Raw genomic sequence first — 12,910 nt, 5'->3', positions numbered from 1 at the left:
ACAAGGCAGGTGTAATATGATGAATTATTTGAAAAAATTGATTGTTCTTTTCTTTATTGGAATTGCCTCTCTTGGTTTATTAGGAGCATCCATTTGGGAAGGAGCTGCAGCAATGGCTGCAGGTGGAGAATTGCCCGAAAATGGTTATTACATTGCGACCAATTCGTTCCCGCGTAATACCTTGGTTGATGTGGTAAATCTGGAAAATGGTAAAACCCTACGGGCAATTGTGGTTGGTGGTATCGACAATCCTGGACTCTTAGGACTTTTATCTAAAGAGGCAGCTAATGCTTTAGGGCTTGAAAAGGGTATGGTTGGAAGGATTCGAGTAAACATGCCTGCAGATCCTATTGCATTTTCACGATATAGGGACGAACTATCAAAAGAAGGCGATCCAGATAGGGACCCAGCTGCAACTCTTGCATTAACAAAAGCTGAAGAAGGTGCAATGTCTCAACAACCACTAATGTCGGTGCAGGAGTCAGCTGTTAAGATTGACGCTGTATCTGAAAAACAAAACAATCCTGCCCTAATTTCAGAGACAGAAATGACTCCAGAAACTGAGAAAATACAAGAACTACCTGAACTTCAGCAAAAAGAATCTATTGCCGAAGCTGAAATAGTTCCTATACAAGCACCTACAGTTCCCAGTGTTGAGTTAAGCACCGAACCATCTGAACCGCTTGCATCTGAACAACCAGTGATCGAACCCAAAGAGACTCCACAAGACTCAACCTCAATAGCAGAAATTATCCCTGTTGAAACACCTGTGAAATCAGATACAGAAGAAGTAATTACAGAACCGAATATACAGGATTCACCAACAGATATAGCACCTGTTTTAAAAACACCCTTTGCTGAAAAGGTTGAACTCAGCCTTGAACCCGCAGAGGAACGTCCACCGGTGTTTGTTCCAACAGAACCGGTTGTAGAAGAGGGTGAAGAAAAACCAGAAATTTCAAATTTTGTAGAAGCAGCTCCAATATCAATGGCAGAAAAACTAGAACAACCTATGGTTGTCCAGGAGCCAGTACAAGCACCAACAAAAGCCACAGAACAAGCTTTTAAAATTGCTTTCAGTGTTCCATCCGTAACAAATTTGGATAAGGGTAAATATTATATACAACTTGGTGCTTTTTCCAAAGCCGATGCAGTAGAAAATCAGATAAAGGGACTTAATAAAAAATACCCACTTCTCGTTCATATAGGAGGAACCACTGAAAAACCAATATATCGCTTACTGATTGGTCCGTTGAATGAAGGTGAAAGCCACGCTTTAGTGTCTTATTTTAAAAAATCAGGTTTTAAGGATGCTTTTGTAAAAAAAGAGAGTTAGTATGCCGGGTCTCTTAAAAACCGAAGATGTTGTTAAGAGGCCCGAATTGGTGTAGTTTGAGAGGCCACCTTATTTGCCGTGACAGTATTTGTACTTTTTACCGCTGCCACAGGGGCAGGGGTCATTACGGCCCACCTTAGGATAGGCTCGGACGACCGTTACCGATTCCGGTTCTGAACGGCTCGAAGGTCCCACAGGACGGGCAGAACCCATCGTTGGCGTGGTACCACTTCTTGCACTGGTACCGCCTGCAGCCGCCCCAGCAAAAGAACCTACACTTCCATGACTGGCTGAGTGGATTGTGGCGACAGGTCTAGCTCGTACTTCCCGATTATCCGTACTTTGAACACGAACAAGATGTACCCTGCTGGCAATCTCCTGACGAATTTCATCGATCATGGTTTCAAAAATCTGGAACCCTTCAATCTTATATTCCGTAAGAGGATTCTTTTGGCCATAACTACGGAGGTATACCGCTTCACGAAGGGCTTCCATATTTTCTAGGTGATCGAGCCATTTGCGGTCGATGGCCTGGAGATACTGCATCCTGATAAAGGTATTGAGGTTCTCCGCACCGACGAGGGCTTCTTTTTCCGCAATTTCCTGTTTCAGCTCTTCTGTAATCCGCTGTTCCAGATCTTCTACTTTCTGAGCTTCCGGTGCATTGCTTTCTAGTTGCAGTTGGTATGCAAATTTTTCTTTTAAGAAACGGGCTAATTCTTTGACAGCTAAAACAGGATCACGGCGGAAGGTCGCCCGGTAATCTTCTAGAGCTGCGTGAACCATGTCATTGGTTGCATTGTTAACCCGATCTACCAGATGCTGATCCGCCAGTATGGCATCCCGCTGTTCATAGATGAATTTTCTCTGCTGGTTCAGGACGTCATCATATTCAAGCAGGTGCTTACGAATTTCGAAGTTCCGTTCTTCCACCTTTTTCTGGGCCCGCTCTATGCTCTTATTGAGCCATGGATGATAGATGGGCTCACCAGGTTCCATGCCAATTTTTGACATCAGGTTTTTGATGTTTGACCCGCCAAAGAGGCGCATCAGGTCATCATCCATGGAAATAAAGAACTTGGAACGACCAGGGTCTCCCTGGCGTCCTGAACGGCCCCGGAGCTGGTTATCGATACGACGGCTTTCATGCCGTTCGGTACCAATAACATAAAGGCCTCCAAGGCTTTTTACTTCTTCATAGTCCTTTTTCCATTTTTCATATTCTTCTTTGTAAATTTTGGCATACTGCTCTGGGGTAGCATTGGTTCCCGCCCGTTTACGTGCCCGGTGTTCCGGGTTGCCTCCGAGCTTAATATCGGTTCCACGGCCAGCCATATTAGTTGCAATGGTTACCGCGCCTTTAGCTCCGGCTTCAGCAATGATGACCGCTTCACGGGCATGGTTTTTTGCATTCAAAACTTCATGACGGATACCGCGGCGGGTAAGCAGGGCCGATACTTTTTCGGATTTTTCAATCGAAACGGTACCGACCAGTACCGGTTGTCCCCGCTTATGGGCCGCTTCTATTTCATCACAGAGGGCCTCAAATTTTTCTTTTTCGTTCAGGTAGACCACATCGTCTTCATCAATACGGGCTACCGGCAGGTTAGTAGGGATAACAACTACATCGAGGTTGTATATTTTATTGAACTCAACCGCTTCAGTATCGGCCGTACCGGTCATACCGGATATTTTTTCATACAACCTGAAGTAGTTTTGGAAGGTGATGGTTGCAAGGGTGCGGTTGCGCTGGGCTATTTTTATCCGTTCCTTAGCCTCAATGGCCTGGTGGAGGCCATCGGAATACCGACGGCCATGCAAAATGCGGCCCGTAAATTCATCAACAATCTGGACCTGACCATCCTGAACCACATAGTCCACATCAATATGAAAGAGTTTGTGGGCCCGCAGTGCCTGGGTAAAGTAGTGGATATATTCGAAATTCTCCTCATCAAAGAGGGAACCTTTAATTAAGCCCCGTTTCTGAAGGAGTTTTTCGATCTTATTCATACCCGCATTAGTGAAGGATATGTTTTTATTTTTTTCGTTAATCTTATAATCACCGATGACTTCTTCGCCCTGAGCTTCATCGGGATATTCACCGTCTTCCTTCTTTTTAACCTCTTCAAGGGTATCCAGAAGTTTATCTACTTCAAAAAACTTATAGGTGTCATCTTCGGCGGCACCGGAAATGATAAGGGGAGTCCGAGCTTCATCAATCAATATGGAGTCGATTTCGTCTACTACACAGAAATGGTGGCCCCGCTGAACCCGGCCTTCAAGATCCCAGCGCATATTATCGCGAAGATAATCAAAGCCAAACTCATTATTGGTACCATAGGTTATATCGCAGGCATAATTTTCCCGGCGGCGGTCATTATCCATATCTGAAAGGATGGTACCGACGGTCATACCCAGGTAATTAAAAACCGGACTCATCCAGGCGGCATCCCGGCTTGCCAGGTAATCGTTAACCGTAACCACATGGACGCCCTTGCCGGTAATGGCATTGAGGTACGTAGCGGCCACGCTCATAAGGGTTTTACCTTCACCGGTTTTCATTTCTACGATTTTGCCCTGGTGCAGAACGATGGATCCAAGGACCTGCACATCATAAGGTCGTTCCCCCAGGTTCCTGCGGGCTGCTTCCCGGGCCAGTGCAAAGGCTTCGGGCAGCATGGAATCCAGGCTTTCACCGTTCCGATACCGTTCCCGGAATCGTTCAGTCATCTTAGGGAATTCTTCCGGCGGGAGAGAAGCCGCCCAGGCTTCTTTTTCATTTACTGCGTGTAAAATCGGTAAGAGGGCTTTTAAATCCCGTTCGTGCTGTGAGCCGAACAGAGCCTTAATTACATTGTCCAACATAGTCTTGAATGTACCGCTATAAACGACGGTTGACAAGCGCCTTGCAGGCGTCTATGGTGAATTTATCATGATACGGATACTCATTATTGCCCTTATAGGTTTACTTTCATTCAGTTCTTGCTCCAATAAGGAAGTCCAGTCGGTAGACCGGCAGAATCTCTTCAGGCTAGATATAGGCAGACTGGAAAATCAGATCGATCTTTTTGGAATAGATCAGTCACCGGCAATGTTGAAAACTCGAATTGCCATGCGGGATGGTATATTTTATATTTCCGACAGCAAAGCTCAAAAGGTTTCTAAATTTACCTCCTACGGAGACCTTCTATCCATGATTTATAACCAGGAAACGAATCCTCCTCCCTTTACGCTTAAGAAAGACAGTGATAGCTCTGAAATTGTTACCAGAAGGGCTATCGCTTATCCCCTCATACAGAATGGAAATGTAGCAGTCGATTCTCGAAAACACCTCTATGTGGAAGATCGATTACCACCAGATCGTCGAACCTATGATGCAGAAAAGCGGGTACTCTTCGATTCTACGGTGCTCCATTTTGACAGTGACGGTAACTTTATCGAATATCTAGGGCAGGAAGGGATTGGAGGCACACCATTTCCTTTTATCAACAGCCTTTTTACTTCAGTACATGATGAACTTGTGGTGGTATGCCGAATCCCGACCGGTTGGAATGTCTATTGGTTCGATGCAAACGGGGCCGTATTGTATGTAGTTTTAATTCGAAATGAGGATTTACCTATGCCAAAAGGTGAAACCCTCTACTCATCCCTTGATAGTATTACCGCTGCTCCTGACAGTAGACGACTTATTATCAAAATTGATTATTATAAAGATAACTTTGATGAATCTACTAAGACAAAGTCGGGAATAATTTATGATCGTTCTATACTTTGGGTTATGAATGTGGAAAATGGAAGTTATTTGAATAATGTGGAAATTCCACCTTTTGATCAGATTCAATCGGACCAGAAAGACAAGATAGAGTTAGTATATTCTGTGTTAGGAGTTAGTCGAAGAGGTAAGGTATTCCTTACCATCCCTGAAACTGATGGCTACCATTTACTCGTGCTTGACCTTGAGTCCAAAGACCAGAAACGGGGGTTTATTCAGGTAGATCCCGATGAAGTAGCCTTTAATACCTTTTATCTTTCCGAGGAAGGAATTCTGTCTGCTTTGCTTGCCACTGATTATGAGGCCAAAGTAGTTTGGTGGAGGACTGAAAAATTTACCGGAGATGTACGTAAATGATTCTGGTTTCTTGTCATGAAGCTCATAAAATTGATGAAAGGGCAATGGTAGAGTGGTGCCTGTCTTCCAGTGTACTTGTTGAAGCTGCGGGCAGAGAATGTGCCAATTCCCTTATCGCTGTGTGGTCTCAAATTGTTCCTGAGACTGTAAAAACGTCTACTCGATCTTTATCAATCATTCTTGTAGCTGGATCGGGCAATAATGCGGCCGATGGGATGGTGCTTCTTAAAACACTTATTCTTAAGGGTTTTTGCAATATTCTTCGGTGTAAAGTAATACTTGCTAAACCGATAGCTGATAGCGAGATGAACGCGACAGCAAATCCTACCCCCCGTTCCCAGGTGTTCAAGATATTGCAAAAAATGGGTATTCCTTGTCTTTTGTGGCAGGATTTATCAGAAAAGGAAAGGTATACTGTTTTTTCAAAGGCTGATCTCATTATTGATGCGCTGACGGGGACAGGATTATCAGGCCCAGTACATGGTGCAGTAGCTGAGCTTATTGCTGTTATCAACAAGATCAGAAATATGAATACCTCTCAGCGTATTATTGCAATCGATATACCATCAGGCCTTTCGGATTCCTGGGAAATAGAGTATCCCCTGATAGCTGCGGACCTTACCCTTGCCATTGAACCTGTAAAAGCCTGTCTCTATAAGCCTCAGGCTAGAATGAAGGCGGGTCATATTATACCCGTTACTGGTATTTTCCCTGAAGCTCTCCTTACCCAAATTGCGCAGAATACGCTTATTACCTTTTCTACGTTAGCTTCTGATCAAAATGCAAGGGAGGCTCTCTCGGTACAAAAAGATGCTTATAAACATAAGCGAGGAGTAGTACAAATTTTTGCAGGCGCCCTTGGTACAAGCGGAGCGGCCATGCTTGCCAGCAGAGGTGCTCAGGCAGGTGGGGCAGGGCTCGTTCAGCTAGTAACAGAGCAGTTGCTTGCAGAACAACTTATGGCTCAGGCAGGAGGTCTCCTGGTAACGTGCCAGCTATGGCTTAACGAACAAAAAGAACAGGGTATGAGGTCGGCCCTTACTCCCGATGCGATTGTTATGGGTCCAGGACTTGTCTGGAATAATGAAAAGGAAGTTCAGCTACAAAAAGCGATACACTATCAGATACAGCAACATTGTGGTCTTGTTTTTGACGCCGATGCAATAGTTCATGCAGCTGTATATACCTTTACAGGCCCTACGGTATTTACACCCCATCCGGTTGAATTTGAACGGCTTATTAATGTTCTTCCTCATGATACTTACGAATCAAACATACCCTCTGATGATGAACTTCGCAGGATGATCGCTACAAATCCAGTTCCTCTCCTACAAAGGGCTGCCCGACAAATTAACGCGGTCATCCTTCTTAAGGGGCATGTTATTTATATTAGTGCCCCCGATGGTTCCTATTCTGTGATTGATGGCATGGAAAGTATGCTCGCCATGGGCGGCAGCGGAGACCTGTTGGCGGGTCTTATCGGCGCTCTGATGGCCCGAATGAGACGAAATAGGATCACCATTGACCCGGTACTGTGTTCTCAATGGGCTGTTACTATCCTCCTGGAAGCAGGTCACCGATTAGCCCATACGAAGGGCTTTCAAGACCCTCTGACACTGGCAGAAATGATTGGAACTGTCGCAGGAGAACTCTGGCTACCCCGGTAGTAAGGTAAAACCTATGGAAGGTGAAAAAAAACGTATTGGACATGAAGACGTCACCTTTTACTATTCTCGGGAACAGCGACTTGCTCGTGCCCCTGAAAAAGTACAGTTGCTCCATTCCGGCGCATTCGCCTGTCGTCCTGGTCTGTTCCGTTCACTCGTAGCAACTAAATCCATGGCTTTTTTATTGCTTGCCATCCTTATGCTTAGTACTACAGCTCTTGTCATGTCATATCTCCTTAACAGGGAAAGCAATCAGAATCTGCTGGGGAATGTTTTTACAGTGGAAGCCTTTCGCTTTCAGGGCGCGACCTATGTAGCTCTTAAGAAGCAGGCTATCACAAAGGATGCCTATTCAGGTCCCCTCGAAGTAGCAGTGTCGCCCTATCTCAAGGAATCAGAAATGCAACAATTTCCAATAGAAATACAAAAATTGGTAATAGGGTTACAACAAAGTGAAGAATATCGGTTTTCAGTCCCCTTCGAGGCTGAAAAATTGGTAATGCTATTTAAATGTAAGGATGAGATGCTCAAATTTACCATACCTGTAAAATAGATTCCGAATATGGGTTTTATAGTTTAATCCATTGACCCAAAAGAGTATATTCAGTATTGTAAATTTTGAAGTTAGAGACGAGGATACTGCATGATACAATTTTATTTTTTATCAATTATCTGTAATGCCTTAGCAGGCTATGCGCTGATAACCGATGCAGAAGCAAAATCATCTATTCTTGACGGTATCCGTTCCTATGTTCTCGATGAAACCTTCCGGCTCGTGTTGGGAGTACTCACAATGGTGGTCGGTTTCTTTAAAATACTTTCAGTGATTCGTGGGGATATTCCCGTGATCGGGGATCTATTACCTGCTGCTGCAGGACTTATTGCTGGTTTTAGCCTTTTATTTGAATTTTATAAGTCCCGATCTACTGTGATTGATGAACAAACAGAAAAAATTGAGAGTTTTCTTTCTGCAAATCGTAAATGGGTTGGCTACGGTGCCATCATCGCTGCAGGAGCCCATTTCCTGTTTCCCACAGTTTTATTTTTCTAGGGTGTTATCGTGGATACCCCATTACAACCCCGATCTGTAGCGGGTATTTGTATACAAGGTAATGCCCTTTTCATAGCGCAACGCATCCCAGGTGGTTCCATGGGAGAACGCTGGGAATTTCCCGGTGGCAAGGTTGAAGTTGGTGAAACCGATGAAGAAGCCTTGATCCGGGAATATCAGGAAGAGTTTGGTGTTGCAGTAACCGTAGGGGCTTGTATTGCCCATGCTGAGTTTGAACACCATCGGCAAAAACGACATCTTTTTGCATATATTGTTGTAATTCCAGAGCAGGAATATGTTCTTACTGAACATACCCAATGGCGTTGGGCTACCTTAGAAGAGATTGAAAAGCTTAATTTTGCTGATTCAGATAAGAAACTTATCCCCTCATTACAGAGATATCTTCAGAGGTAAACTATGAAACGTATAGTGTGGGTGTTCATTGTTCTCTCTGTTTCATTAAGCTCTTTATCTTGTTTTCTGGCAAACCCTGAACAACAACTTCATCCACCAGTTACCTTTTTATTGTCCCGATCTGTCATCGGCTATGTAGTGATTACCAATAGTTATACCCAACTTTTAGATCATTATGGCAGGAAAGGCGTATCCTTAGGGGTCTTGAGAAAGGGAACCATTCTTCCCGTTTTAGAACGAAGGATACTTCAAGATGGAGAATCCACTACTGAACGATGGATACTAGTATCTGGTGAAGAAAAAGGCTGGATACGGGAATCCTCAGGTAAAATGTATCAAACTCAAGCACAGGCCCAAACAGCTCTGAAAAATCTACTTCAGGGACAACAATGAACAACCTCATCATGTACTTGGCCCCACCGGTTCTAGGAGCCATTATCGGTTATATAACCAATGCTATTGCTATAAAGATGCTCTTCCGTCCCCTGTATCCCATTAAAATTGGTCCATTTCAGCTTCCCTTTACCCCAGGAATTCTTCCTAGGGAACGACACAAGCTGGCAGATAATATTGGCCGTATGGTAGAGAAAGAACTACTGACCGAAGAAATCATCCGTCAAAGGCTCACGAAGCCCGATGTTGTTATAGCCATTCAACAGGGTGTTTCCTCAGCTACGGTTCAAATCTTGGATACTCCATTAAAAGGTAATTCCGAGCTCGCTAAGGAAGTGATACAGTTTTTGGTAAAAATGATTCATAATCCGCGTATTCTCGATTCGATAGAATCTCTTGTTGACCGACTACTCGAACAACTGCAACAACGGAACCTTGCAGAACTTACTGGAAAAGAAGTAGAAGAGATTCAAAACTTTTTACAAGAATTTATCCTACAAAAGCTTGAACAAACGATGCCTGGGGCTACGCAAGGGCTCATTACTTTCCTTGATGCCCATTATATAGAACTCAAGGACCGGATCATCGCCTTTTTGCGGCAGCCAGATATTCATAGGCAGCTTGAAATTCAAGGAAGGGTCTTTCTGCAGAAGACTCTCCAGAAGTTAAACACCTTTCAGCGATTTTTTATCTCAGCGGCCCAGTACGATAAAACCCTGGAAGAACGGATGGGGGACATCATAGATGATCTCATCTCTCAAATTGATATACTGCTTAGTACACAAGAGAACCGTCGCTCCCTGGTGCTGTATATTCAACAAAGCCTATTAGATTTGGGGCAAAAGCAGGAAACCCTGTATCGGTTTTCAGGAATGGTCTATGGTTTTATAGCTCCACTGCTGTACCAAAATATGGGAGACCTTATTCATAAAATTGCCGGTTGGGATACAGTTACTCAGCGAAAGGTTATGATACAAAAGCTCAGTTCATGGATCGTACACTTGGATGAAATAACTATTCAACATACGATCGGTCAGTTTTTTGCAGACCATGATCAGTACCGGATAGGTGATCTTATTCAGCTTGATGCAGTAGAGAAATCGCATATTGATGAACGCATAGCCCGGGCACTCATCAATCTGGCAAATACAAAAATAGCCGATGCCCTTCGAGCTATAAACATCCGTAGTATTGTTTCTGAACGGATTGACTCTCTGGATATGGAAGATGTGGAACGGATTGTCCTTGATGTTATGGCAAGTCAATTCAAATGGATAAACGTTTTTGGTGCCATTCTTGGGGCTCTGATTGGGGCAGGGCAGATTATCCTATCAATCTATATTAAAGGAATCTACTGACCCCAATTGACCACAGGCTCCGGAAACACCCCTTCCTTTACGGTAACGGCGGGTAACCGTAAGTCCCCTCTGTTCCAGCAGCTTTACCATGAAGTCTATTTCCCGGTCTGTGGGTTCCTGAAAAGTTTTCCCCTGAATGCCCATACCCTCTACAGGATTCCAAGGTATAAGATTTATGATAACATCCAGTCCCTTTGCAAAATCTGCGATGGCTAGGGCGTCTTCTTTTCGGGTATTAAGTCCCCCAAGCATAACTGCTTCCAAGGTGATTCGCTTATCCTGTTTTGATTGAAAATATCGTAGCGCTTCTTTAAGTTCCGCTAGAGGATTTGCTTTTGTGACGGGCATGAGAAGTTCCCGTAACAATGGATCCGCGGTGGTGAGGGAAATGGCAAGACGGACTTCCGGTCCATGATCTGCCAGGTCCAGGATTCCAGAAATAATACCACTCGTAGAGATGGTCATTCTTCGGCGGGACATACCAAGCCCGGCAGGATCAGACCAGATAGCCATGGCTTTTCTCAGGTTTTCCAGATTCAGGAGGGGTTCTCCCATTCCCATGATAACGATATTAGCAATGTCGCCGGCGACTGAGCGGCAATGATAGAGCTGTTCAGAAATTTCAGCAGCAGAGAGATTTCTTAAAAAGCCAAGGCTCCCGGTTTTACAAAATGCACAGGCCATAGGACAGCCTACCTGGGTAGAAATACAGGCGGTTTTTCGGCCTTCACCATCTACAAGGACTACCGCTTCAATTTTTGTTCCGTCCTGAAGGGTTATCTGAAGTTTGATAGTTCCATCGGTGTCAATCAGGGTATTGGTTATAGTGGTTTCAATTACCAAGAATCGCTCTGCCAGTTCTTTCCGTAGTTCCTGGGAAAGGTCTGTCATAGCCTCAAAAGAGGTAATTCCACGGGCAAGCCATTTAAATATCTGTTTAGCCCGGAAAGCTGGGAGCGGTTTTAATTGTGCCGTTAATTCTGCAAGGGTATACCCACTGATACTTTGAATACCCATTATGCCTGTAGTTTTTCTAAGTATTCAGAAATACTGGCGTTGCGCTGGCCTGTTTTCTGGAATTCTGCCAGGACTTCGATAGCCCGTTCCTTGTCGCCTTTTTTTATCCAGCAATCAGCAAGTTCAATGTACAACCGATAATTTTTTGGATCCTGCTGGATAAGACGGCGGAGAGATTCGATGGCATCATCATATTTTCCCTGCATTTTAGATATCACCGCAAGTCCCAATACGGCATACATATCAAATTCAATATTCAGTGCCCGATGATAGTATTCTGCAGCCTTATCAAATTCACCCATATTGCGATAGGCATCACCAGCACGGGTAAGAATCACTTTGTTTCGCGGGTCCTGTTCAAGAATTTTGTTCCAGTATTCCAAGGATCGGTGTTGTTGATTCATGCCACGGAAACAGTCAGCAAGACCAAAAAGGGCATAAAAGTTATAGGGATCCATCTTGAGGGCCCGCTCAAAATAGGGGACCCCTTCTGCAAATGTTTTAAGTTTACGATGACAGTTGCCTATAGAGGTCAGGACCCGAATATCCACATTATCCTTATGCAACGAAAGCATTTTTTCCCAATAATAGAGGGCATCTCGATATTCTTTAAAATCGTAGTGCAAGTGTCCGAGGCCAATAAGGGCATAGGGGTTATTCTCTTCCATTTCCAAGACCCTCAGGTACACTGCTTTGGATTTTCTGAAGTCACGGACTTTGCGGTAGGCATCGGCTACCCGGGTCAGGACAGTAATATTTCGATCATCATGCAGGAGATACTGTTCCCAAATCTCAATGGCCTTCTGGTACTGGTTTAAAGCCTTATAGCAGTCTGCAAGACCAAAGAGGGCATAATTATTCCCAGGGTGATGGGAAAGGCAACGGCGATAGTATTCAACAGCCTCCCGGAAAGAGCCCCGTTTCCGGGAGGTATCACCGAGGCCCACCAGAGCATAGTTGTTATCTGGATCCTTTGCAAGGATTTCCTCAAAAGCAGCTACCGCTTCGGCAAGTTTATTTTCTTTAATAAGCTGATATCCCTTCTTTGAAAGCTCAGAAATTTCTGAAAATTCATCCTTCTCTTTTTTATCTCCTTCTTGGGAGAGTGGCATTTGTTCAAGTTCTGGATTTAAAAAATTCTGATCGTCACCCATACTATTTTTCCTCATCTTTTACTAGTTTTTGTATCAAAGCGGCTAATTTTTCTATTAAAGGTTCCGCTTTTTTTTTATCCGGTGCAAGCCAATACATTTTAAGGGCTTCGAGATGTTTTCCCTGGGCCAGATACCAGTCGCCCAAACGAATGAGACCATCGGAATAACCGGTGGTAATAAAAATCCGCTCCGCTCCTTTTATATCACCTTTGTTGAATAATTCGTTACCCCTTCTGTTTAATTGAACCTTCTGGACTGGATCTAACTCTGGCCGTGTTGTTGTTTTTATAAATCCTTGATTTTCAAAACGACCAAACAAGGTTTCCTTATTCAACATTTTTCCTTAATAAGTATAAGATAAAGTATAAACTAAAAACAAGAGAATTTGCAA

General features: G+C 44.0%; 12 protein-coding genes. 8 read left to right on the top strand and 4 right to left on the bottom strand.

From position 1 onward, the window contains the following. Window positions 1-16 precede the first annotated feature (16 nt). Window positions 17-1,336, top strand: coding sequence for an SPOR domain-containing protein (locus tag SPICA_RS07345; protein WP_013968899.1), 1,320 nt, complete (start codon window positions 17-19; stop codon window positions 1,334-1,336). Window positions 1,337-1,405: 69 nt separating this feature from the next. Here the strand turns inward: SPICA_RS07345 and secA are convergent, their stop codons facing one another. Further along, window positions 1,406-4,201 (bottom strand): preprotein translocase subunit SecA, encoded by a 2,796-nt coding sequence (secA, locus tag SPICA_RS07340; protein WP_013968898.1) that lies wholly within the window; start codon window positions 4,199-4,201, stop codon window positions 1,406-1,408. A gap of 67 nt (window positions 4,202-4,268) precedes the next feature. Between secA and SPICA_RS07335 the strand changes: the two genes are divergently transcribed. From SPICA_RS07335 to SPICA_RS07305, 7 genes are all read left to right on the top strand, one after another. Further along, window positions 4,269-5,465 carry an LIC_12708 family protein gene (locus SPICA_RS07335; RefSeq protein WP_013968897.1) on the top strand — a complete coding sequence of 399 codons (1,197 nt, stop codon included), beginning with the start codon at window positions 4,269-4,271 and terminating at the stop codon, window positions 5,463-5,465. Then, entirely contained in the window at window positions 5,462-7,132 is a 1,671-nt protein-coding gene (locus SPICA_RS07330; RefSeq protein WP_013968896.1) for an NAD(P)H-hydrate dehydratase, read from the top strand. The genes SPICA_RS07335 and SPICA_RS07330 overlap by 4 nt, the downstream gene beginning before the upstream one ends. Before the next feature lie 13 nt (window positions 7,133-7,145). Then, complete coding sequence (locus SPICA_RS07325; RefSeq protein ID WP_013968895.1) at window positions 7,146-7,685, top strand: hypothetical protein; 540 nt, start codon at window positions 7,146-7,148, stop codon at window positions 7,683-7,685. A gap of 90 nt (window positions 7,686-7,775) precedes the next feature. Beyond that, the gene (locus tag SPICA_RS07320) at window positions 7,776-8,183 is read left to right on the top strand and encodes a hypothetical protein (protein WP_013968894.1); all 408 of its coding nucleotides are present in this window, start codon (window positions 7,776-7,778) and stop codon (window positions 8,181-8,183) included. Between the two features lie 9 nt (window positions 8,184-8,192). Beyond that, entirely contained in the window at window positions 8,193-8,597 is a 405-nt protein-coding gene (locus tag SPICA_RS07315; RefSeq protein WP_013968893.1) for a (deoxy)nucleoside triphosphate pyrophosphohydrolase, read from the top strand. A 3-nt stretch (window positions 8,598-8,600) separates the two neighbouring features. After that, window positions 8,601-8,990 (top strand): hypothetical protein, encoded by a 390-nt coding sequence (locus tag SPICA_RS07310; RefSeq protein ID WP_013968892.1) that lies wholly within the window; start codon window positions 8,601-8,603, stop codon window positions 8,988-8,990. Continuing rightward, entirely contained in the window at window positions 8,987-10,348 is a 1,362-nt protein-coding gene (locus tag SPICA_RS07305; protein ID WP_013968891.1) for a DUF445 family protein, read from the top strand. Before SPICA_RS07310 ends, SPICA_RS07305 begins: the two co-directional genes overlap by 4 nt. On the opposite strand, the gene rlmN is transcribed toward SPICA_RS07305, so the two are convergent. From rlmN to SPICA_RS07290, 3 genes are read right to left on the bottom strand one after another with little or no spacing between them, the layout of a single operon-like run. Further along, window positions 10,322-11,365 carry a dual-specificity RNA methyltransferase RlmN gene (rlmN, locus tag SPICA_RS07300; RefSeq protein WP_013968890.1) on the bottom strand — a complete coding sequence of 348 codons (1,044 nt, stop codon included), beginning with the start codon at window positions 11,363-11,365 and terminating at the stop codon, window positions 10,322-10,324. The genes SPICA_RS07305 and rlmN overlap by 27 nt on opposite strands. Then, on the bottom strand, window positions 11,365-12,477 hold the full coding sequence (locus tag SPICA_RS07295; protein WP_052296402.1) for a tetratricopeptide repeat protein: 1,113 nt from the start codon (window positions 12,475-12,477) through the stop codon (window positions 11,365-11,367). The genes rlmN and SPICA_RS07295 overlap by 1 nt, the downstream gene beginning before the upstream one ends. 43 nt (window positions 12,478-12,520) lie before the next feature. After that, window positions 12,521-12,856: a hypothetical protein gene (locus SPICA_RS07290; RefSeq protein WP_013968888.1), complete on the bottom strand. Its 336-nt coding sequence runs from the start codon at window positions 12,854-12,856 to the stop codon at window positions 12,521-12,523. Window positions 12,857-12,910: the final 54 nt, after the last annotated feature.

This window comes from Gracilinema caldarium DSM 7334 (genome assembly GCF_000219725.1).
GTDB classification, from domain to species: Bacteria; Spirochaetota; Spirochaetia; order Treponematales; family Breznakiellaceae; genus Gracilinema; species Gracilinema caldarium.
The sequence above is the reverse complement of the archived record's forward strand: the minus strand, read 5'-3'. Positions and strand labels throughout refer to the sequence as shown.